General features: G+C 53.7%; 21 protein-coding genes and 1 tRNA gene. 13 read left to right on the forward strand and 9 right to left on the reverse strand.

From position 1 onward, the window contains the following. Positions 1-318 precede the first annotated feature (318 nt). From AB6731_RS00570 to mgtE, 6 genes are all read left to right on the forward strand, one after another. Positions 319-1,434, forward strand: a complete 1,116-nt coding sequence (locus AB6731_RS00570; protein ID WP_020883165.1) for a porin OmpC — start codon at positions 319-321, stop codon at positions 1,432-1,434. A gap of 113 nt (positions 1,435-1,547) precedes the next feature. Beyond that, the gene (apbE, locus tag AB6731_RS00575; protein ID WP_014170957.1) at positions 1,548-2,603 is read left to right on the forward strand and encodes an FAD:protein FMN transferase ApbE; all 1,056 of its coding nucleotides are present in this window, start codon (positions 1,548-1,550) and stop codon (positions 2,601-2,603) included. Positions 2,604-2,675: 72 nt separating this feature from the next. Next, on the forward strand, positions 2,676-3,734 hold the full coding sequence (ada, locus tag AB6731_RS00580; protein ID WP_020883167.1) for a bifunctional DNA-binding transcriptional regulator/O6-methylguanine-DNA methyltransferase Ada: 1,059 nt from the start codon (positions 2,676-2,678) through the stop codon (positions 3,732-3,734). Beyond that, the gene (gene alkB, locus AB6731_RS00585; protein ID WP_020883168.1) at positions 3,734-4,384 is read left to right on the forward strand and encodes a DNA oxidative demethylase AlkB; all 651 of its coding nucleotides are present in this window, start codon (positions 3,734-3,736) and stop codon (positions 4,382-4,384) included. Before ada ends, alkB begins: the two co-directional genes overlap by 1 nt. A gap of 75 nt (positions 4,385-4,459) precedes the next feature. Beyond that, a complete protein-coding gene (locus AB6731_RS00590) occupies positions 4,460-6,103 on the forward strand; it encodes a multidrug ABC transporter permease/ATP-binding protein (RefSeq protein WP_047742945.1) in 1,644 nt (547 codons plus the stop codon). Between the two features lie 147 nt (positions 6,104-6,250). Further along, a complete protein-coding gene (mgtE, locus tag AB6731_RS00595; RefSeq protein WP_020883169.1) occupies positions 6,251-7,687 on the forward strand; it encodes a magnesium transporter in 1,437 nt (478 codons plus the stop codon). Here the strand turns inward: mgtE and AB6731_RS00600 are convergent. Next, positions 7,650-8,939: a SulP family inorganic anion transporter gene (locus tag AB6731_RS00600; RefSeq protein ID WP_050737122.1), complete on the reverse strand. Its 1,290-nt coding sequence runs from the start codon at positions 8,937-8,939 to the stop codon at positions 7,650-7,652. The two genes, mgtE and AB6731_RS00600, sit on opposite strands and share 38 nt — an antisense overlap. A gap of 187 nt (positions 8,940-9,126) precedes the next feature. On the opposite strand from AB6731_RS00600, the gene mqo reads away from it, so the two are divergent. After that, positions 9,127-10,779, forward strand: coding sequence for a malate dehydrogenase (quinone) (mqo, locus tag AB6731_RS00605; RefSeq protein WP_014170951.1), 1,653 nt, complete (start codon positions 9,127-9,129; stop codon positions 10,777-10,779). Between the two features lie 93 nt (positions 10,780-10,872). Here the strand turns inward: mqo and eco are convergent, their stop codons facing one another. After that, complete coding sequence (gene eco, locus AB6731_RS00610) at positions 10,873-11,376, reverse strand: serine protease inhibitor ecotin (protein WP_040018015.1); 504 nt, start codon at positions 11,374-11,376, stop codon at positions 10,873-10,875. Between the two features lie 209 nt (positions 11,377-11,585). On the opposite strand from eco, the gene AB6731_RS00615 reads away from it, so the two are divergent. The 4 genes from AB6731_RS00615 (at position 11,586) to AB6731_RS00630 (ending at position 15,218) form a co-directional block, all read left to right on the forward strand. Then, complete coding sequence (locus AB6731_RS00615) at positions 11,586-11,846, forward strand: DUF2534 family protein (protein ID WP_010433451.1); 261 nt, start codon at positions 11,586-11,588, stop codon at positions 11,844-11,846. A gap of 135 nt (positions 11,847-11,981) precedes the next feature. Next, positions 11,982-13,169 carry an MFS transporter gene (locus AB6731_RS00620; RefSeq protein ID WP_371005747.1) on the forward strand — a complete coding sequence of 396 codons (1,188 nt, stop codon included), beginning with the start codon at positions 11,982-11,984 and terminating at the stop codon, positions 13,167-13,169. Between the two features lie 620 nt (positions 13,170-13,789). Continuing rightward, complete coding sequence (locus AB6731_RS00625; protein ID WP_049023593.1) at positions 13,790-14,749, forward strand: hypothetical protein; 960 nt, start codon at positions 13,790-13,792, stop codon at positions 14,747-14,749. 118 nt (positions 14,750-14,867) lie between these two features. Continuing rightward, positions 14,868-15,218 (forward strand): hypothetical protein, encoded by a 351-nt coding sequence (locus AB6731_RS00630; RefSeq protein ID WP_371005748.1) that lies wholly within the window; start codon positions 14,868-14,870, stop codon positions 15,216-15,218. A 305-nt stretch (positions 15,219-15,523) separates the two neighbouring features. On the opposite strand, the gene AB6731_RS00635 is transcribed toward AB6731_RS00630, so the two are convergent. The 5 genes from AB6731_RS00635 to AB6731_RS00655 all read right to left on the reverse strand — a co-directional run bounded on the left by AB6731_RS00635 (position 15,524) and on the right by AB6731_RS00655 (position 18,556). After that, positions 15,524-15,850, reverse strand: a complete 327-nt coding sequence (locus AB6731_RS00635) for an NIPSNAP family containing protein (RefSeq protein ID WP_032681961.1) — start codon at positions 15,848-15,850, stop codon at positions 15,524-15,526. A 124-nt stretch (positions 15,851-15,974) separates the two neighbouring features. Next, positions 15,975-16,214: a DinI family protein gene (locus AB6731_RS00640; RefSeq protein WP_014170944.1), complete on the reverse strand. Its 240-nt coding sequence runs from the start codon at positions 16,212-16,214 to the stop codon at positions 15,975-15,977. A 185-nt stretch (positions 16,215-16,399) separates the two neighbouring features. After that, a tRNA-Pro gene (locus AB6731_RS00645) sits at positions 16,400-16,476 on the reverse strand. A gap of 72 nt (positions 16,477-16,548) precedes the next feature. Beyond that, positions 16,549-18,309, reverse strand: coding sequence for an LPS biosynthesis-modulating metalloenzyme YejM (yejM, locus tag AB6731_RS00650; RefSeq protein ID WP_371005749.1), 1,761 nt, complete (start codon positions 18,307-18,309; stop codon positions 16,549-16,551). A gap of 19 nt (positions 18,310-18,328) precedes the next feature. After that, positions 18,329-18,556, reverse strand: a complete 228-nt coding sequence (locus AB6731_RS00655) for a YejL family protein (protein WP_001135586.1) — start codon at positions 18,554-18,556, stop codon at positions 18,329-18,331. A 134-nt stretch (positions 18,557-18,690) separates the two neighbouring features. Between AB6731_RS00655 and yejK the strand changes: the two genes are divergently transcribed. Further along, positions 18,691-19,698, forward strand: a complete 1,008-nt coding sequence (gene yejK / locus AB6731_RS00660) for a nucleoid-associated protein YejK (protein WP_014170942.1) — start codon at positions 18,691-18,693, stop codon at positions 19,696-19,698. A 54-nt stretch (positions 19,699-19,752) separates the two neighbouring features. Here yejK and rplY read toward each other — a convergent pair whose 3' ends face one another. Both rplY and AB6731_RS00670 read right to left on the reverse strand, forming a co-directional pair. Next, positions 19,753-20,037: a 50S ribosomal protein L25 gene (gene rplY, locus AB6731_RS00665; RefSeq protein ID WP_014170941.1), complete on the reverse strand. Its 285-nt coding sequence runs from the start codon at positions 20,035-20,037 to the stop codon at positions 19,753-19,755. Between the two features lie 125 nt (positions 20,038-20,162). Beyond that, complete coding sequence (locus tag AB6731_RS00670) at positions 20,163-21,923, reverse strand: DEAD/DEAH box helicase (protein WP_020883178.1); 1,761 nt, start codon at positions 21,921-21,923, stop codon at positions 20,163-20,165. 151 nt (positions 21,924-22,074) lie between these two features. Between AB6731_RS00670 and rsuA the strand changes: the two genes are divergently transcribed. Then, the gene (rsuA, locus tag AB6731_RS00675; protein WP_014170938.1) at positions 22,075-22,782 is read left to right on the forward strand and encodes a 16S rRNA pseudouridine(516) synthase RsuA; all 708 of its coding nucleotides are present in this window, start codon (positions 22,075-22,077) and stop codon (positions 22,780-22,782) included. Positions 22,783-22,793 lie beyond the last annotated feature (11 nt).

Raw genomic sequence — 22,793 nt, forward strand, 5'->3', positions numbered from 1 at the left:
ATTTTAGAGATAACGGCCGATCTTGTTTTGTCATTCAGTGCTGTAAATATTTTTAATGTAGTTTACTGAATTTAAATGTTTTTTCTTCTCGCTTGATGATAAGTGCTAAATTCTTAAGCTCTCTGTGCTTTGTAAAAGTTCCTTGATATTTACATTTTGAAACATGTTTATCGTGAAATGAAACATTTTCAAAGTTTTCGTATCATATTCCCGTTGGATTATTCTGTAATTTTGCGGAGAATGAAATTGCCGACTGGTTAATGAGGGTTAATCAGTAAGCAGTGGCAATTATAAGGCATATAACAGAGGGTTAATAAAATGAAAGTTAAAGTACTGTCCCTCCTGGTACCAGCTCTGCTGGTGGCAGGCGCAGCAAATGCGGCTGAAATTTATAACAAAGATGGCAACAAATTAGATCTGTACGGCAAAGTTGATGGTCTGCACTATTTCTCTGACGACAAGAGCAATGATGGCGACCAGACTTACATGCGTCTTGGCTTCAAAGGCGAAACCCAGGTTAACGATCAGCTGACCGGTTACGGCCAGTGGGAATACCAGATTCAGGGCAACACCTCTGAAAGCGACAACCAGTCCTGGACGCGTGTAGCGTTCGCGGGTCTGAAATTCGCTGACGCGGGTTCTTTCGATTATGGTCGTAACTACGGTGTGATCTACGACGTAACGTCCTGGACTGACGTTCTGCCAGAATTTGGCGGCGACACCTACGGTGCAGACAACTTCCTGCAATCCCGTGCTAACGGCGTAGCAACCTACCGTAACCAGGACTTCTTTGGTCTGGTTGATGGTCTGAACTTTGCTCTGCAGTATCAGGGTAAAAACGGCAGCGTAAGCGGTGAAAACGATTCCGGTCGTAGCACCCTGAAACAGAACGGTGACGGTTACGGCGCGTCCGTGACCTACAACCTGGGCGAAGGCTTCAGCATCGGTGGTGCGATGTCTTCTTCTAAACGTACTGCTGACCAGAACGACACCGCTAACCTGGCGCTGAAAGGCGAAGGCGATCGTGCTGAAGTTTACTCTGGTGGCCTGAAATACGACGCCAACAACATCTACCTGGCGGCGCAGTACTCTCAGACCTATAACGCAACCCGTTTCGGTAACTCTCAGAGCAGCAGCGACATTTACGGCTTTGCTAACAAAGCACAGAACTTCGAAGTGGTTGCTCAGTACCAGTTCGACTTCGGTCTGCGTCCATCCGTGGCTTACCTGCAGTCCAAAGGTAAAGACATCGAAGGTTACGGCGATCAGGATCTGCTGAAATATGTTGATGTTGGCGCGACTTACTACTTCAACAAAAACATGTCCACCTACGTTGATTACAAAATCAACCTGGTTGATGAAAATGAATTCACCCGTCAGGCGGGTATCGGTACTGATGATATCGTAGCGCTGGGTCTGGTTTACCAGTTCTAATCGCTTCATCGTGTGACAAAGGGGGCCTTATGGCCCCTTTTTCGTGCCTTTTCGGTTCTTACAATTCACCCTTTTGGTGTACTCTTGCCGCCCTGGCATGAGGATAATAATGAATGGACATGACTTTTTTACGCGCCAGCTTCCTGGCTATACTTTTTTTCCTGACAGCATGTGACTCTTCCACGCCTGTGGCCAAAACGGATGCTCCCGCGGCGACGGTGCTGGAAGGCAAAACGATGGGCACATTCTGGCGTGTCAGCGTGATGAATCTCGATAAGACACGCGCTGACGAACTTCGCAGCAAAATTCAGTCGCAGCTGGACGCCGACGATCAGCTTCTTTCGACCTACAAAAATGACTCTGCGCTGATGCGCTTTAACCTCTCTACCAGCACTTCCCTGTGGCCGGTGAGCGAAGCAATGGCCGATATCGTGACCGAATCAATGCGCGTGGGCTACAAGACCAACGGCGCGATGGACGTGACCGTGGGGCCGCTGGTTAACCTGTGGGGGTTTGGCCCGAACAAGCAGCCTGTCACCACGCCTGACCAGGCGGCGATAGATGACGCCCGCGCCCGGACAGGGTTACAGCACCTGACGGTGATCAACCAGTACGGACAACAGTACCTGCAAAAAGATATTCCCGATCTGTTTGTTGATCTGTCGACGGTAGGGGAAGGGTATGCGGCAGATCATCTGGCCGCGCTGATGGCCCAGGAAGGTATTTCACGTTACCTGGTGTCCGTGGGCGGTGCGTTAGTCAGCCGCGGCATGAATGCCAGCGGTAATCCGTGGCGGGTGGCGATTCAAAAACCGACCGACCAGCAAAACGCCGTACAGGCGATTGTGGATATCAACGGTCACGGTATCAGCACCTCCGGAAGCTACCGTAACTATTATGAGCTCGACGGGAAGCGGATTTCGCATGTCATCGATCCGCAGACCGGTCGCCCTATCGCACATAATCTGGTTTCGGTGACGGTCATTGCCCCCACCGCGCTGGAAGCCGATGCCTGGGATACCGGGTTAATGGTCCTCGGTCCGGAGAAAGCCAAAGAAGTGGTCCGCCAGGAAGGACTGGCTGTCTATATGATCACCAAAGAGGCTGATGGCTTCAAAACCTGGAGTTCGCCGCAGTTCGACAGCTTCCTGGTAAGTGATAAGAATTAAAAAGCAAGGTTGCGGGTTTTTAATCAGTGGCACTCGGGCACGCTGTATGTATGCTTGTAAGAGGAGCTGATGATGAAAAACCCGACCTTTACTACCGATGACGATCGCTGGCTGGCCGTGCTGGCTCGCGATCCGCGTGCTGACGATCAGTTTGTCTTTGCCGTGCAAACGACGGGGATCGTCTGTCGTCCGTCCTGCCGTGCCCGCCACGCGTTACGTAAAAATGTCCGCTTCTACCCCGATGTAGATCATGCCCTTCAGGCAGGGTTTCGCCCGTGTAAACGCTGTCAGCCGGACAAACGCGATCCGCAGGAACAGACGCTGGCAAAAGTTGAACATGCCTGCCGTCTGCTGGAGCGCGATCCCGCGTTAACGCTGGAAATGCTGGCGCAGCAGGTCGCCATGAGTCCTTTCCACTTCCACCGCTTGTTTAAGTCCGTTACCGGTATGACGCCTAAAGCCTGGCAACAGGCGGCGCGGGTACAACGCCTGCGTACCGCGCTTGCGCAGGGGGACAAAATTACCGATGCCGTGCTGGCCGCCGGGTTTCCTGACAGCAGCAGCTATTATCGTCAAGCCAACGCTGCGCTGGGCATGACGGCGAAGCAGTACCGCAAAGGGGATGTGGCGGTGCGTTATGCGATTGGTGAGTGTTCGTTAGGCCGTTGCCTGGTGGGTGAAAGCGAGCGCGGGATCTGCGCGATTCTGCTGGGTGACGACGATGCGACATTAACCGAGGAGCTTTTGACGCTGTTTCCCAAAGCAGAGCGAGAAACGCTGGAAGGAGAATTCGCCCGGCGTATTGAGCGGGTGATTAGCGCTATCGATGACCATACCGTGCCGCTGGCACTTCCGCTGGATATTCGGGGCACCGCTTTCCAGCAGCGTGTGTGGCAGGCGCTTCGTGACATTCCCCGCGGTGAAACGGCAAGTTATCGCCAGGTGGCGCAGACGATCGGTAGCCCAGGCGCTGTCCGTGCGGTGGCGGGAGCCTGTGCCGCAAATAAACTGGCCGTTATCATCCCCTGCCACCGTGTTGTTCGTCACGACGGTGCGCTTTCGGGCTACCGCTGGGGGACAGAACGAAAGGCGTTGTTACTGAAACGTGAGGCAAAGAACCCGGAGGGATAATGCTCGATCTTTTTGCAGATGCGGAACCCTGGCAGGAGCCCCTTGCGCCCGGCGCGGTGATCCTGCGCCGCTTTGCGCTTTCCCGCGCGGCGGCGCTGCTTGCCGGCATCGATGAGGTGGCGGCGGTCTCGCCGTTTCGACACATGGTGACGCCCGGGGGGTACACCATGTCGGTGGCGATGACGAACTGCGGAGAACTGGGCTGGGCGACAAACGCGCAGGGCTATGTATATGCCCCGGGCGATCCTGTAACCGGCCAGCCATGGCCGCCGATGCCTGACGTTTTTCGGGCGCTCTGCCATGACGCCGCCGTTGAAGCGGGCTATGCCGACTTTCGCCCGGATGCCTGTCTGATTAACCGCTACGCCGTGGGGGCAAAGCTCTCCCTGCATCAGGACAAGGATGAACCCGATCTGCGCGCGCCGATCGTCTCGGTATCCTTAGGTCTGCCCGCGGTCTTCCAGTTTGGCGGATTACGCCGTAACGATCCGCTGAAACGGCTCATGCTGGAGCACGGTGATGTGGTGGTTTGGGGCAGGGAATCGCGGCTTTTTTATCACGGCATTCAGCCCCTCAAACCGGGAGTACATCCTCAGACCGGCGAGTTCCGCCTTAACCTGACGTTCCGGCAGGCATCCCGTGGCCAATAAAAATAAGAATTATTCTTGATGTAACCGTCCGGCAGTTTAAACTGCTGGCTGATTTTTATTGCCCGGATTGCCTGCATGCAACTACTTCTCCTCGTCTGGCGTCAGTATCGCTGGCCCTTCATTGCCGTCATGGCGTTAAGCCTCGCCAGCGCCGCGTTAGGTATCGGCCTGATCGCGTTTATTAACGTGCGCTTGATTGAAATGGTCGATACCTCACTCGCCGTCCTGCCGGAGTTTCTTGGCCTGCTACTGCTGTTGATGGCGGTGACGCTCGGCTCGCAGCTGGCGCTGACGGCGCTGGGACACCATTTCGTTTTCCGTCTGCGCAGTGAATTTATCAAGCGTATTCTGGACACGCAGGTAGAACGCGTTGAGCAGCTTGGAAGTGCCTCCCTGCTGGCAGGGCTGACCAGCGACGTGCGCGCCATTACCATTGCCTTCGTTCGTCTGCCGGAGCTGGTGCAGGGCATTATTTTGACCTTTGGTTCGGCGGCGTATCTCGCCTGGCTCTCCACAAAAATGCTGGCTGTCACTGCGCTGTGGATTGTTATCACCATCTGGGGCGGTTTTCTGCTGGTGTCGCGCGTCTATAAACACATGGCGGTGCTGCGTGAAACCGAGGATAAGCTCTATAACGATTACCAGACCGTGCTGGAAGGGCGTAAAGAGCTGACCCTGAATCGCGAGCGTGCCGAGCATATCTTTAACCATCTCTATATTCCCGATGCCCGCGAATACCGGCATCACATCATTCGCGCCGATACCTTCCACCTGAGCGCGGTGAACTGGTCGAACATTATGATGTTGGGCGCCATTGGTCTGGTTTTCTGGATGGCGAACAGTCTGGGATGGGCGGATACCAACGTCGCGGCGACCTATTCACTGACGCTGCTGTTTTTGCGTACACCGCTCCTCTCCGCCGTGGGCGCATTGCCAACGTTGCTGAGCGCTCAGGTGGCGTTTAACAAGCTCAATAAATTCGATCTCGCACCGTTTAAAGCCGAATTCCCACGCCCGCAGGCCTTCCCGAACTGGCAAACGCTGGAGCTGCGTAACGTCATGTTCCGCTATCAGGACAACGCTTTTTCCGTCGGACCGGTAAACCTGACGATTCATCGCGGCGAGCTGCTGTTCCTGATTGGCGGTAACGGTAGCGGGAAATCCACGCTGGCGATGCTGCTCACCGGTTTATATCAGCCGCAATCGGGCGAGATTTTGCTGGATGGTAAAGCGCTGAGCGCGGAGAAACCAGAGGATTATCGCAAGCTCTTCTCGGCGGTCTTCACCGATGTCTGGCTCTTTGATCAGCTGCTGGGGCCGGAAGGGCAGCAGGCTAACCCTGCGCTGGTGGAGAAATGGCTTGGGCAACTGCAGATGTCCCATAAGCTTGAGCTTCAGGACGGTAAAATCCTGAACCTGAAACTCTCGAAGGGGCAGAAAAAGCGCGTGGCATTGCTGTTGGCACTGGCTGAAGAGCGCGACATCATCCTGCTTGATGAGTGGGCGGCAGACCAGGACCCGCATTTCCGCCGCGAGTTTTATCAGGTGTTACTGCCGCTGATGAAGGCGATGGGCAAAACTATTTTCGCCATCAGCCATGACGATCACTACTTCATTCATGCCGACCGTCTGCTGGAGATGCGCGACGGTAAGCTCAGCGAGTTGACCGGCGAGGAGCGCGATGCGGCGTCTCGTGATGCGGTAGCGCGCACGGCCTGATGTCTCGTCTTCCCCTCTCCAACCGGGAGAGGGGATAAAATCGCGGCCGATGTGCCGCTTTTTTATGCATCCCGTCCCGTTGTTTATTCTTATTTACATATCCCCGCGCTATGCTTAATGCCATCTCATTTCATGGATTTATGATTGATGTCGGTATTAAAGAAAAACAGCGCCCGGCAGCGTGACCAGGAACGTGCGCGTCTCATATGGCTTCTCACGACCGATAAAGCGGTCACGTCTGCGTTACTGGGCAAACTGACCCTGGCTGAGCAATATGATGTCGGCACTTTAGCCGACGATATTGCTGAGGTAGGTGCACTGGTTGCCCATTTGCCTCCGCCCGACCTGGCGGATACCCTCGAAGCACTTCCCTCGGAAGAGCGTCACGCCCTGTGGCGTCTGGTGCAGGATCACGAGCGCGGGCAGGTGCTGCTGGAGGCGTCGGAAAACGTCTGGGATGATCTTATCGATGAGATGAGCGACCGGGATATTCTTGATGCCCTGCAAACGCTGGATATCGACGAGCAGATTTACCTTGTTCAACACCTGCCGCGTAACCTGACCGGCCGACTGCTGGCCTCGCTGCCTGCCGATGAGCGGGCGCGCGTGCGCCAGGTGATGCACTACGATAAACACAGCGTTGGCGCAATTATGGAGTTTGGCGTCATCACGGTGCGCCCGGACGTCACGCTCGGCACGGTGCAGCGCTATTTACGCCGCCTGGGCAGTATGCCCGACAACACCGATAAACTGTTCGTGACCTCGCGGGATAAAACCTTGCTTGGTGAGCTGGAGCTGAAAACGATCCTGCTCAACAGCACTCAGCGGCGGGTGAGCGAGGTCATGGAAAACGAGCCGATGGTCTTCTCGCCGGAGGATGACGCGGAAAAAGCCGCGCGTACCTTCGAACGTGACGACCTCGTGAGTGCGGCGGTCGTGGACTCGGTCGGCAAGCTGATGGGACGTCTGACAATCGATGAGATCGTTGACGTGGTCTACGAAGAGACCGATAACGATCTGCGTGCGCTTGGGGGGATCAGCGCCGAAGATGACGTCCATGCCTCCGTGGGCAAGGCGGTCAAAACCCGCTGGGCCTGGCTTGCCATTAACCTCTGTACCGCGTTTATCGCCTCCCGCGTGATTGATGGCTTCGAACACACCATTTCGCAGCTGGTCGCGTTAGCCTCGCTGATGCCGATTGTGGCCGGGATAGGCGGCAACACCGGCAACCAGACCATCACCATGATTGTTCGCGCGCTGGCGCTGGAGAACATTCAGCCGGGTAACTTTGCCTTCCTGATCTTCAGAGAGATGGGCGTGGCGCTGATTAATGGCCTGGTGTGGGGCGGAATTATGGGCGGCATTACCTGGTGGTTGTACGACGATATGGCATTAGGCGGCGTGATGATGCTGGCGATGGTGCTGAACCTGCTGGTTGCGTCGATGATGGGCGTCATCATCCCGTTGACGATGACAAAGCTCGGGCGCGACCCCGCAGTGGGGTCGAGCGTCATGATCACTGCCATCACCGATACGGGCGGCTTCTTTATTTTTCTTGGGCTGGCAACGCTTTTTCTTCTTTAACCCGACGCTTAATTCGGGCGGGAAGGAGTGCCATCACGATAATCCCGCCCAGCACGCCAATGGCCAGGTTGCCGGTTGAAACCGTGGCTGCAACGGTCACCAGCATCACGACCGTTTCCGCAATGGGGGCATTTTTCACCGTCGCGGGCTGCAGGCTATGCCAGCTGAAGGTTTTGACGGCGACAATCGCCATAATCCCGGCCAGCACGGCCATCGGGATGCGGGCCATCACTTCACTCAGCGCCGTCACCAGCACCAGAAGCACCAGACCGGCCGCAACAGTGGAAATGCGGCTGCGGCCTTTGCCCATCTCCACGTTGACGATGGTTTGACCAATCATGGCGCAGCCTGCGATACCGCCATACCAGCCGGCCAGAATGTTACCGATGCCCAGACCAATGCTTTCGCGGCGCTTGCCGGACGGGCTCGCCGTCAGCTCATCCACCAGTTTTGCCGTCAGCAGCGACTCCAGCAGACCCACAAACGCAATGCTTAATGCGCATGGCCAGATAATGCTCAGCGTATCGGTGTTCAGCGGGACAAGCAGCTGCGTCAGCCCGGGCAGGCCACCGCTCATGGTGCCTTCGTCACCCACGGTCGGCAGGATTTGCCCGGTGGTCACGGTAAACAGGGTTAACACCACAATGGCAATAAGCGGCGCGGGGATACTTTTGATATAGCGGGGCACCCAGAGGACGATCAGCAGCGTCAGCACGAACAGGCCCACAATCAGCGGGCTTCGGCTCCAGAAATGGGGAACCTGGGCGAAGAAGATCAAAATACCGAGCGCGTTAACAAACCCGGTCATCACCGACTGCGGAATAAAGCGCATCAGTCGCGCCATGCCGAGCACGCCGAAGAGGATCTGGATCGCCCCGGCCAGCAGAACGGCCGGCAAAATGTACTGCACGCCATGCTGATGCACCATCGGGCCAATCACCAGCGCCACGGAACCCGCTGCCGCCGTGACCATTGCCGGGCGGCCGCCGAGCACGGACAGGGCAAGACACAGCACCACGGAAGCAATCAGGCTGACTTTAGGATCAACCCCTGCGACGACAGAAAACGAAATCACTTCAGGAATAAGCGCCAGGGCAGTAATCACGCCTGCCAGCGTTTCACGCATCAGCAGCCGGGGAGAGCGTAACACCGAGGCGACATGGCCTTCATGGGGTAAAGAAGAATCGGGTAATGACATAACACTTCGCAGGTTAGGGCAGGCTTCCGTGCGCGCGATCACAAAACGCAACATACTAGCCAGAAAAGCCGCCTTTTGCCAGCCGCATAGGTAATCCCTCACAAACAATCCATCATTAAATTTCACAATTACAATAATTTCTTAACCTTTAAACACCATTTAAAAGTTGTTACCGTTCCCGCGCAGCTTTTTTCACCTGCAATTTCCACGCATCACGCACTTTTACACTAAGGCATAAATTATGAAAAAAATGACTGCCATGCTCTTGTCTCTTGCCGTGGGGCTGAATACCGTCTCAATGGCGGCAAAAGCTGACACGCCAAAAGAGCAGGAAACGGACGTCCTTTTAATTGGTGGCGGTATTATGAGCGCCACGCTGGGAACCTATCTGCAAGAACTGCAGCCAGACTGGTCTATGACCATGGTCGAGCGCCTCGATGGCGTGGCGCAGGAGAGCTCGAACGGCTGGAACAACGCCGGTACGGGCCATTCGGCACTCATGGAACTGAACTACACACCGCAGAAAAAGGACGGTTCCATTAGTATCGAGAAGGCGGTTGAGATCAACGAAGCATTCCAGATTTCTCGCCAGTTCTGGTCTCACCAGGTGAACAGCGGCGTAATGCACGATCCGCACTCCTTCATCAACACCGTGCCGCACATGAGCTTTGTGTGGGGCGAGCAGAACGTTAACTTCCTGCGTGCGCGCTATGCGGCTCTGCAGCAGAGCACGCTGTTCCGCGGCATGAAATACTCCGAAGATCACGCGCAGATTAAAGAGTGGGCTCCGCTGGTCATGGAAGGTCGTGACCCGAACCAGAAAGTCGCCGCGACCCGTACTGAAATTGGTACTGACGTGAACTACGGCGAAATTACCCGCCAGCTGGTAGGTTCCCTGCAGAAAAAAGAGAACTTTAATCTGCAGCTCAGCACCGAAGTGCGTGGCTTTAAGCGCAATGCGGATAACAGCTGGAGCGTGACCGTTGCCGATCTGAAACACAATGAAGAAGAGCACGTCATCAAGGCGAAGTTTGTCTTTATTGGTGCGGGCGGCGCGGCGCTGAAACTGCTGCAGGAAACCGGTATTCCGGAAGCTGACGATTACGCAGGCTTCCCGGTGGGCGGTCAGTTCCTGGTGTCTGAAAACCCGGAAGTGGTGAATCGTCACCTGGCAAAAGTCTACGGTCAGGCTTCCGTTGGTGCACCACCCATGTCCGTTCCGCACATCGACACCCGCGTGCTTGACGGTAAACGTGTGGTGCTGTTCGGGCCATTCGCGACCTTCTCCACGAAGTTCCTGAAAAACGGTTCCCTGTGGGACCTGCTGAGTGCGACCACCACCTCTAACGTTAAGCCCATGATGGACGTCGGTCTGGATAACTTCGATCTGGTGAAATACCTGATTAGCCAGGTGATGCTCTCTGACGATGAACGCTTTGACGCGCTGAAAGAGTACTATCCGCAGGCGAAGAAAGAAGACTGGCGTTTATGGCAGGCGGGTCAGCGTGTACAGATCATCAAACGCGATCCGAAAGAGGGCGGTGTACTGCGTCTGGGTACCGAAGTGGTCAGTGACAAAGAAGGCACCGTTGCTGCGCTGCTGGGTGCGTCACCGGGGGCTTCTACCGCTGCGCCAATCATGCTGCATCTGATGGAAAAAGTGTTTAAAGACAAAGTTGCCAGCCCGGAATGGCAGGCAAAACTGAAAACCATTATTCCTTCTTACGGCACTAAGCTGAACGGTAACGTTGATGCGACGGAACAGGAACTGGAATACACCAGCCGCGTTCTGCAGCTGCAATATGTGAAGCCGCAAGCTGCTGCTGACGCAGCACCGAAGGCAGAGCTGAAGCCTCAGGCGGAAAACAAACCGGTCGCGGATATCGCACTCTGATGTGAAAAAGCCGGGTAGCGTTAGCGCTTACCCGGCTTATTAAACCGCACAGTATCATGGCCGGGTCAGGCGAAATCGCCACCCGGCTTATCTTTAACGGACTTCTGCGGTGCCCGTCTCTTCTTCCGCCTTCCACACGCGATATTTCACTTCCACGTTTGCAGGCGTATAAACGACGATTGGCAGCTTGCTGTTATAGCGCAGCAGACTGTTGTCACCCAGATACGCGGTAACAAATTTCTTCTCTTTCTTGCCATCCGGGCAGGCCATCATGGTCGAAACCGGAGACGTCACTTTATCAAAGACGTAATAGTCGTAGCCCCAACCTTCCAGGGTTTTGCTTTCCAACTGACCGCCCAGACGGTGCTGGTTGCAGTCCACTTCCAGCGTCTGGCCAATTAACAGTTCCACTTTGAAATTCGCTTCATCCTGCTGAGCGGGTAACTGAATGACCTGACGCTTCATCCCTTTTTCCGCTTGCGGATAAGGCGCTACTTTTTCCAGAGGCTGCGCTTTAGGGGTGTCGCTGGCGAAAGCGCTGGTGCTAACGCATGCGGCGGCAATCAGGGCAATGGCAAATTGAGGTGCTTTTTTCACAGTCATTCCTTTATGTCAAACTATCAGGCACAGGTTAACATAATGTTCGTGAATGGTTAGTGTAATTTACTTACATTTTCAATATTGGCAGCGTATAAAACTCTATTCATGCGCAATGAGTGGTTGTTTGTACTGCATTGGAGTCTGGCGGCAGATCGTGTTATTTTAAGCGCCACATAATGTTATTCATCTGTGAAGGGAAGAGAGAGATGGTACGTGCAAAACTGAAAACACCTGAAGGCCGCAAGTTCCTGTTGGCGCTACTGGTTGTGTTTATGATTGCTGCCGCGTGTGTTGGGCGGGCAACCATTGTTGGCGTTATTGAACAGTACAACATTCCTCTCTCTGCCTGGACGACCAGCATGTATGTCCTGCAATCAGCGATGATCTTTGTTTATAGCCTGGTGTTCACCGTGCTGCTTGCCATTCCGCTGGGCATTTTCTTCCTGGGTGGGCGTGATAAACACTAAACGCCTTTCCTGCGATAAAAAAGCCAGCCTGAGCGCTGGCTTTTTTATTGGCTCGTTGTTCTTCCTCAGGTTTTTAATCCGTCGTATCCTATTCTGTAAGCAGTCAGGCCACTATTTTCAGAGCAGGAGTTACAGATGCTTTCCAGATTTACGGTACTCAGCCGGATCCCTCGTGGGGTCTGGGTAGTGGGTGGCGTCAGTATGTTGATGGACATCTCGTCAGAGAGTATTCACAGCCTGCTTCCACTGTTTATGGTGACTACGCTTGGAACGAGCGTGTTGGTTATCGGCCTGATTGAAGGACTCGCGGAGGCTACCGCTCTCTTTATCAAAGTCTTTTCGGGGGCGATTAGCGACTATCTTGGCAAGCGTAAAGGGCTGGCGCTACTCGGGTATGGCCTCGGTGCGCTGAGCAAACCCTTTTTCGCCCTCGCATCCTCTTCGGGGATGGTTTTAGGCGCGCGCCTGATGGATCGTGCGGGGAAGGGGATCCGCGGTGCTCCACGGGATGCGCTGGTCGCAGATATCACCCCGCCGGAACTGCGTGGGGCGGCATATGGCCTGCGTCAGTCTATGGATACCACCGGCGCATTTCTGGGGCCACTACTGGCCGTGGGGTTAATGCTGCTGCTACACAATGATTTTCGCGCGGTTTTCTGGATAGCCCTGATCCCCGGCTTTCTTTCGGTTGCGCTGCTGTATTTCGGCCTGAAGGAGCCGAAAACCCCTGTCGAACATAAACGCACTAATCCCATCAAAAGAGAGAATTTAACGCGGCTGGGAAAATCGTGCTGGTGGGTCATTGGCCTGGGGGCGGTATTCACACTGGCACGTTTTAGCGAGGCTTTTCTTGTCCTCCGTGCGCAACAGTCTGGCGTTCCCCTGGCCTTAATCCCGCTGGTGATGGTGGTGATGAACGTGATCTATTCTTTCTCGGCCTATCCGTTTGGCAAACTCTCTGATGGTATGAGCCATACCCGGCTTCTGCAGTGGGGGCTAGTCGTTTTGATTGCCGCTGATGTCGTTCTGGCCCTGAGTACCCACTGGACCGGTATTATTGTCGGCGTTGCGCTCTGGGGCATGCATATGGGGATGACTCAGGGGCTGCTGGCCGCGATGGTGGCTAAAACAGCGCCTGCGGATTTGCGCGGTACGGCGTTTGGTCTTTTCAGTCTGGTCAGCGGGCTCGGGTTACTGATGGCCAGCGTGGGTGCCGGCGCTATCTGGGAACTGTGGGGCGCAGAATATACCTTTTATGCCGGCGCGGTGATTTGTTTGCTGACGCTGCTTTATCTGCGTAAAACGCCTGCCGAAGTGCGGTAAGAATACGGTTATTAAAATGCTTTTCTTTTTTTAGTCGTAAGAATCAGGGCTGGACAGCATTCATGCTGATTCAACCAGCCCTGTCATCAATTGCAATAAATTCCTGCCTCTGTAATTAGCCTCCCGCTATACCGCCACGTTGTTCAATTATCACACCTCTTATCGCGTGAAATCCGGGCATGTATCCCTCTCTGTATTGCTGACGGTGTCTGGCTTGGGCCGTATCAGCTATGCAGGGACAGGGCGCTTTATCCAGAGGAGGGATGCTTTCGTTACGTCAATGCACGCGCACTGAAACATTATTTCACTTTTTTATGCAGGATAATAAACCGGAAAAATTCACCGTCTAAGTGTTATTCACTAAAAAAATGATTGGTTGCGATAACAATAGAGATGTTTTGAAGCGAATTAACAGGGAAATATAGTGGCTGAGTTGATTGTTATTTCCACGATTTGAATTAGGGATATTGATAAATATCAAATGTGTAATCGTTTACAGTCGTTATTATGCGCGGTTTGAAGTGCTTGTTTCGTTTGTTGAAAAAAGTCCCCGACATGTGCCGGGGTAGTTAATTGTTGTTTCTGTTTTCCCTTAACATAAATTAAAGGTAATTATTGTAATGAACCGCCATTCTATCATTTCTTTATCCGTAATAATTGCGCTTTCATGCGGAAGTGTGAACGCCTTCGCTTCTAATTTCATGACCATGGATGAAAAAGCCACTGCTATTCAGTCGATTCGCAATGAAGCCAATCAGGCCATGGAGGATAAGCAGGCTGCATTAAAGGCTTACAATGCCGACCGTTCACCTGAAAATATGGCCCGTTTAGGGGACATCGAAAACAGCTTACGCACTGCAGGCGATCGTATTAATGCAGTACAGGCAACTGAAACGGCTCCCGATGCGCCGCGACCTGTAACACAAAGAACGCCGCAACCCCTGCAGCAGAAAACGCCACACATTACGGGCACGACTTACCGGAACGCTGTGATTTCAATGCAGCAAGTCACAACAGGGCCAGCCTTACCTGCAGGAACTGCCGTTAACACCCCTGACGCCACCAAAACGTCTGCAGTGGCTGCGCCACAAATCACAGGCACAACTTACCGCGCCGCAGTGGTGTCTATGCAGCAAGCGACAACAGGTCCAGCCTTACCCGCTGGCACGGCGGTTACTTCGCCCTCGCTTACTCATACTCCAGCCACCACGAAAGCCCCTGATAACGTTACAAGTGTTGCCATAACAAAAGACACGGGCTCGATTAACGTTGCTGTGTCCAGTATGAAGCCGGGGACGCCTGTGAATATCACGGTTAATGGTGTCACCACTACCACCACCGCAGGGGAGATCGCCAAAGTCGATCCGAATGTGCAAATCGCAGTTCCGCATGTAGACGCGTTGATCGTCTCTCAGCGTCAGGGAAGCGATCATAGCCGTAATAACTCACGACATGAGCATGGAACGGGGAACGGCAGCAACAATGCAGCCAACAGCAACAGCGCCCACGGCTTAGGCGGTGGCAATCATATTGGTGGTGGTAGCGCTCAGTCTGGCTCCAGAAACGTGGGTCACTGGTGATAGTCAATCTCTTGATGGGGTGGTTTTTGGGGGTTGTCAGTGGCTGGTGTATGGCTGGAATAGTGGCAAACCTGAAAGAAATCAGGCGACAACATGTCGAATTTGGGAAGTATTTTAAGTGAAACCCTTAAAAAAAGCGTTACTGATGAAAAAGGCTCAGTGGACATTCATCATTCTGGCAGCGGTGACTACAATAGCATGTAGCATTGCTTCTCAACCCGAAACGGATGCATTAAGCACCCGGCCTTTCATGGGGGGAAATGGTAAACGTGTTGCGGCAATGTCAGATTTTCAAATCTGCGAGGCGTTGGGCTATGCACAGGCCCACCACGAAACGAAAGTTTACAACACGCTTTCCGCATTGTTGGAGCAACGCCAACAGGCGGGCACGCTCAGGATCGCTCAGGGTGATTGCACCGCAGCAGCTCTAAACGTCATCAATGAGGAAAAGGCCAAAGTGAAACAGTAACGCATCAGGGGGCCTAAACGGGCCCCTTTTTTTCCAGTGAGTTACATGACACGAAATTCCCTTTGCAGAAATACAAAAACAACCCGGAAGGGTTGGTTTTCAAGATTATGTTGGTCGGAAAAACGCTTCTTGGGGATGTCCTCATGTGGCTTATGAAGACATTACAAACATCGCGGTGTGTTAATCAATGGGGAGCAGGGTAGGGTTAGATATGTATCAGCTCAGACTCGTTTTGGCTGTCTCAATACACCGAACCAAACCTAATATGGCAGTAAACGCTCAATCGCGACGTAACAGATTTGGACTTACACTCGTAGCCCATCCACACTTACTCGTGGCAGATCAATTACTGTCTTAATGCTTGTTTCGATGCAGTCAATGATGGACTCACGAGGCCCGCAGCGCCAGTCTGCACTCGCGTAGAAAGAATTAAGCACCGTATTCATATTTTCAATACTTTCAAAGGCTCGAATGAGATAGTAGCAATCAAGATCGTGCAGAGAGTTACCAAACGACACCACATCGATGCCGTGGCGTTGATGTAGGGGAACGCTAATTTCTGCCATGACGTTATGAAAAAATGCTCCGGTGCCTTTGTGTAAATTGTATTGCAGTATCTCGACTGTTTTCATCATCACTGCTCCAGACGTTGGTGTATCGCACTAAGTCGATTGTCCAATGTTATTGTGTTACACAAAGGAAAATTATCAGCTAAAGTCCGCGCCAGTACATTCGATATGAGGGCTTCAACGAAATTTATTCATTTGTAAGCCACATATCAGACTCTTCAAACATATCCTCCAGCATGCGGTTCAACTTTTCACGATCGCTTTTGCTGGCATCGCTATTGAGTCCGTTAGCCTGCATAGGCTTAACCTTCACTTCAGCATCAGGGAAGATGTTATGCACTCGCTTCGTAAGCTCGGCCAATATAATTTCTCTGGCTCCATCCAGGCCCTGAACATTTCGCTTATCGTAAACCAATTCAACAAACATAAAACCTCCGTAATAACTTCAAGTGGGGGGAGGTATTTTTACTGTAAAAATATACAGCGTCAAGCGTGGCGGAGTGTTTTAAGGGGGATTGTCGACCGTTGGTGCTGAAACTACAGGTACTAATTCCCATCAGAAATGAAGCAATAAAAAAACCAGCCATAGCTGGCTGGTTTAAAGAGTATTTTTGGTCGGCACGAGAGGATTTGAACCTCCGACCCCCGACACCCCATGACGGTGCGCTACCAGGCTGCGCTACGTGCCGACGCATAAAAAGAATACTACTCGATTCCGTTTTGAATGCAAGGGAATCTGTTGCTAACTGGTTTATAATTAATCAGTTAGCGATAAAGCGCTTCTCATCCGTCAGAACCTGCAGCAGCAGGCTCAGCTGCGGTTTTTGGTCTTTCAACCGCTCACCCTGCAGATTATACGTCTGATACTTCCCATTGTTGTTCAGCACCAGCGTCAGCGCTGGCGTAGTCACCACCAGCGTGCTCTCTCCGGCAGCCGACACCCAGTTATGGCGGCGGGTGGCACTGAAGAGATCCTGCCCCTGTGAATACTCGTTTGCTGGCGTGCTGACGTGCAGCAGACGTTGCATCAGGGTCGTCATCACATCTTTATGTTCAGTCAGCATATTGATGCGCTGCGCCGGCGTTCCCGGCCAGTGGATCACCAGCGGAACATGCAGATTTGGACGCGACCACTCCATGCTCTTCGTCTCGTCACCCAACGGGATACCATGACCGGCCGTGACGATCACGACGGTGTTATCCAGCTTGCCAGACTCGCGCAACGCGTCGAGCACGCGGTCGATTTGTGCATCCACGTCACCGGCAGCGCGGCTGTAGCGGCGCGCAAAGCCTTTCTGATTCGTGTCCTCAAGGTTGGTGCCGTTTAAGGCAACCCACGAGAACCAGCGGTTATCTTCCTGGGCGTAGCGTTGCAGCCAGCTTATCCACTGACTGGCGGTCTGTTCATCTGTCTGGCTCTGTGCCGCCGGCAGTGAGAAGTCTGACAGCAGCGCCTGGCGATAGAGCGCGCTGTTAAAGCCATCCGATGAGAATAGCCCTAACTGATAACCCTGCTGATTAAGCCCGGTGATCAGTGCCGCAGGAATACGGGCGGACAGCACGCCGTCCATGTATCCGGCTGAAATACCGTAGAACAGACCAAAGATACCCGCGTCGGTCGAGTTACCGGAACTCATATGCTGTGTAAACGTCACGTTCTTACTGGCGAAATCAGCCAGAGCAGGCATCTGCTTCTCGTAACGTGAATAATTCAGGCCATCGACGGTGATTAACAGGACGTTTTGCCCGCGGCCCATATCGCGATAGCGTAGTTCGCTCAGCGGATACTGAACGCTGACCGCTTCCGGATTACCCTGTTCGACCAGACGGCGTTGATACTCCTGAGCATCCAGCAGGCCGTGTTTTTCGAGGAAACGGCGGGCCGTCATCGGATAAGAGAGCGGCAGGTTAGCGCGCTGCATGGTAATAGGGCGATAGAAGTTCGCATCCGCCCAGATATACATGATGTGCGAGCTAATAAAGGAGACGAAAAAGAGCGTCGCAACGGGCTTCGCGTAATGGCGGCGCCGGGTCAGGCTGCGCAGTTTTTGCCAGCTCCAGGTGGCAAAAAGCATCTCAATAAGCAGGATCACCGGAACGCTGATAAACATCAGCTGCCAGTCACGGGCCGTTTCGTTTTGATCCGGGTTGATCACCAGTTCCCAGACGATGGGGTTGAGATGCAGGTGAAAACGGGTAAAGACTTCGCTGTCGATAAGCAGCAGCGTTATCCCCGCCGTCGCGAGGATAGCGGACAAGAAACGCATGAGCCGCTGCGACATGACGATAAACGTCAGGGGGAACAGGATCAGCAGATAGGTGGCGAAAACCAAAAAGCTAAAGTGACCCACAACGCTCATCCAGGAGTAAATACGCCCGGTTAGCGTTGTCGGCCAGTCTGCGACAAACAGATAACGACAGCCAATGACCGTCGCTAACAGAATGTTGAACAGGGCAAACCAGTGTCCCCAGCTGACCATCTGGGAGACTTTTTCACGGTAGCGCTGACGATTCGTCACCATAAACTGTTGTTCGTTTCCCTTAATGGGCCTGGTCGTCGCTGACGGAGGACTGTAACGCCTGGGCGAAAGATTTGGCGATCGCCTGACGCTGAGCCGGAGCAACGCTGGTATTGATAAGGTTGGTGACCATATTTCCCAAAACCATCAGGGAGAGATCGGTCGGCGTTTTATGTTTTTCCAGTACGTTGACCAGCTCACTGAGCAGTTGTTCAACGTGTTCATCACTGTAGCGGGAATGTTGTGGCATAAATCAAAATCAGTTTGTTGATGAAAGGGCAACATATTACCGTAGCGACAGCTTTTTTTCCCCTTTTTTATCTGTTGTTGCACACATGACCTGGTGGTGGTTGAATACCGCCCGGTCTAAAAGGAGAGTTTATCATGAGTCTGGAAATCAACCAGATTGCCTTGCACCAGCTTATCAAGCGTGATGAGCAAACCCTTGAAGTGGTGCTTCGCGATTCGTTACTGGAACCCACGGCGACCGTTGTGGAAATGATGGCGGAGTTGCACCGCGTCTACAGTGCTAAAAATAAAGCCTATGGTCTGTTCAGCGAAGAGAGCGAACTGGCTGATAGTCTTCGTCTGCAGCGTCAGGGCGAAGAGGATTTCCTGGCGTTTAGCCGCGCCGCCACCGGACGTCTGCGTGACGAACTGGCAAAATACCCGTTCGCAGACGGCGGTATCGTCCTGTTCTGTCACTATCGCTACCTGGCAGTAGAGTATCTGCTGGTCACCGTGCTGAACAATTTAAGCAGCATGCGCGTGAATGAGCAGCTGGATATCAGCTCTACCCACTATCTTGATATCAACCATGCGGATATCGTGGCGCGTATCGATTTAACCGAGTGGGAAACGAACCCGGAATCGACCCGCTACCTGACCTTCCTGAAAGGCCGCGTCGGTCGTAAAGTGGCTGATTTCTTTATGGACTTCCTCGGCGCCAGCGAAGGTCTTAACGCCAAAGCGCAGAACAAAGGGCTGCTGCAGGCGGTTGACGACTTTACCGCTGAAGCGCAGCTCGATAAATCTGAGCGTCAGACCGTGCGCCAGCAGGTGTACAGTTACTGCAACGAACAGCTGCAGGCAGGAGAAGAGATTGAGCTGGAGTCGCTGTCAAAAGAGCTGGCGGGCGTCAGTGAAGTCAGCTTCCAGGAATTTACCGCTGATAAAGGCTATGAGCTCGAAGAGAGCTTCCCGGCGGATCGCAGTACGCTGCGACAGCTCACTAAATTTGCCGGTAGCGGCGGTGGGTTGACTATCAACTTTGATGCCATGCTGTTGGGTGAACGCATCTTCTGGGATCCGGCCACCGATACGCTGACCATTAAAGGCACGCCGCCGAACCTGCGCGATCAGCTTCAGCGCCGCACCTCTGGCGGGAAATAACAGGCATAAAAAAAGCCCCGCAGAAGCGGGGCTTTTTTTTCGACGTGTTTGCGATTACGCGCGAACGAAGTCGATGTGAGTGACTTTTGGCTTGAACGCGTGACGCTGAACAGCCTGAACTTTCACTTTTTCTTCTTTACCGCCAACAACGATGGTCAGAACTTCGCTGTAGAATTCAGGTTTGTTCTGCAGGTTCCACACTTTGTCGTGATCCAGTTCGATTGCAACTGGAGCAGCTTCGCCACCGTAAACGATAGCCGGGAACTTGTTAGCGTTACGCAGGCGGCGGCTCGCACCCTTACCCTGCACGTTACGTACTTCTGCTTCGATAGTAAACATTGATTTCTCTCTGTATTTTAAACCCTACTACAGGCGACCCAGCAGCAGGTGAGTGTTCTGCTTCACGGATATGAAGCGGGCAGCATTTTATACTCAAATGCCCCTCACATCAATGAAAAGTCCCCTTAACCGCGTAATTCGTTGGCGCGACGAAAACGGCCTTCGTAATCAAACACCTTTTCCCGAACCTGCCAGAACTGTCCTTTCATACGAGCCACAACAAAATCCGGGTGGCGCAGTAACACTTGCTGACGCACGATATCGGCCACGGTAATCCAGCGCAGCGGTACACCGGGCGTACGGGTGTGCGGGCGAATAAAGAGTTGTTCGAAGGCCATACGCTGGGCAGGCGTATGTACCCTGAAGCGCTCGCTGACGTCTGCGCCGTCTTCATCGTAATAGGTGATTTTCAGCCACTCGCCTTTGTCATCCGCGCCGGGTTGCAGTGCCATACCGGAACAGCGCAGCACCAGCGCATCTTTCAACTTCAGCGCTGCTTTTAGCATGTCATCAGGATCGACCAGAACCGTATCGCATTCGCGACAGCGACGGGCGGCAATATCGTTTTCCGCATTGCACTGCGGGCAGTTTTTAAAGCGGAAACGGAAATCGCACTGTTCGCGATGTCCTTCGTCATCTTCAAACCAGCCCTGACAGCGGCGGCCAAAATGTTCAATCAGCGTGCCGTCTGCGGTGGTTTTACCCCAGAAGGTATTGGCAAAACCACAGGCAGGGCAAAAGACCTGAACGGGGACGTTGTCGCTTTTGCCTTTTGGCGTGCCGACTTCCGGAGAGTAGAGATCGTGCGGGTTACCGGCGTAATCCAGAATAAGACAGTCGGTTTTCCCGGGCGCCAGGCGCAGGCCGCGCCCCACAATCTGCTGATAAAGACTGACCGATTCGGTCGGACGTAAAATGGCAATCAGATCGACATGCGGGGCATCAAACCCGGTGGTTAACACTGACACGTTCACCAGATAGCGGAATTGTTGCGCTTTGAAGGCGTCGATCAGGCGGTCGCGCTCCGGCCCGGGCGTCTCGCCGGTGATTAAGGCCGCGTCCTCGGCGGGCAGCAGCCCGGTAATTTCTCGCGCATGCTCCACGGTGGCGGCAAAGATCATGACCCCTTTGCGCGTCGCGGCGAACTCTTCTATCTGGCTAATGATATGCGGGGTAATGCGCTTTTGCTTTTTCAGCTCCTGGTTCAACTCCGCTTCGCTGAATAACCCGTTGCTCTGCGCCTGTAACCGGCTGAAATCGTACTGCACCACCGGCATGTCCAGCCGCTCGGGCGGCGTCAGGTAGCCATGCTTGATCATGTAGCGCAAAGGAAGTTCATAGATACAGTCGCTGAACAGCGCTTTCTCGTCGCCGCGCACCATGCCGTGATAATGGTAGCGATAGATCCAGCCTTTACCTAGGCGAAACGGGGTCGCCGTCAGGCCAAGCAGGCGAAGGTGTGGGTTCACCTCTTTCAGGTGAGTGAGGATTTGCTGATACTGGCTGTCGTCGTCATCGCTGATGCGGTGACACTCGTCGACAATCAGCAGCGAAAATTCACTGCGAAACAGATCAAGGTTGCGGGCCACCGACTGTACGCTGCCAAAGACCACTTTGCCGTGGCTCTCTTTACGCTTTAGCCCGGCAGCGAAAATGTCAGCTTCCAGCCCGAGTGCGCAATACTTGGCATGGTTTTGCGCCACCAGCTCTTTGACGTGGGCCAGCACCAGCACGCGTCCGCGTGCCAGACGCGCCAGTTCGGCGATCACCAGGCTTTTGCCAGCACCGGTCGGAAGCACAATGGCCGCCGGTGCCTGGTGTTTACGAAACCAGGCGAGAGTGGCGTCAACGGCTTCCTGCTGATAAGGACGAAGTGTAAAAGTCATGGGGTCTCGGTTTAGTTATTTCGCATATAGTATGCCACGAAACTTTTTCCCTTGAGTGGCGCAACCAGACCATTATACTGAGCCATTCCAGACTGCTTCTTTTTCGGACCTGTTGTCCGACTTCCAGCATCATTAAGGCTAAAAAGATTTCATGCGACTTGATAAGTTTATCGCTCAGCAACTCGGCGTAAGCCGCGCTATTGCCGGGCGTGAAATTCGCGCCAGCCGCGTTACCGTGGATGGCGACATTGTGAAAGACACTGCGTTCAAACTCCAGCCTGACCATCAGGTTGAATATGACGGCAACCCGCTGACCCAACAGCACGGGCCGCGCTATTTCATGCTCAATAAGCCGGAAGGCTATGTCTGTTCCACGGACGATCCGGATCATCCAACGGTGCTTTATTTCCTCGACGAACCGGTCGCGCACAAGCTGCATGCCGCTGGCCGTCTTGATATCGACACCACCGGGCTGGTGCTGATGACCGACGACGGGCAGTGGTCGCACCGTATCACGTCTCCCCGTCATCACTGCGAGAAGACGTATCGGGTGACGCTGGAGTCTCCGGTCGCGGATGACACGGCAGAACAATTTGCCAACGGGGTTCAGTTGCATAATGAAAAAGATCTGACCCGGCCTGCCGTGCTTGAAGTGATCGCGCCTACCGAGGTTCGTCTGACCATCAGTGAAGGGCGCTACCATCAGGTGAAGCGTATGTTTGCCGCGGTGGGTAACCACGTTGTCGGTCTGCATCGTGAACGTATTGGCGCAATTGAACTCGATCCTGAGCTGGCGCCCGGCGAATATCGCCCGTTAACGGAAGAAGAGATCGCCAGCGTTGGTCTGCCTTCGCATTAATTTCAGGAGAA

This window comes from Enterobacter sp. RCC_40 (assembly GCF_041360735.1).
GTDB classification, from domain to species: Bacteria; Pseudomonadota; Gammaproteobacteria; order Enterobacterales; family Enterobacteriaceae; genus Enterobacter; species Enterobacter ludwigii.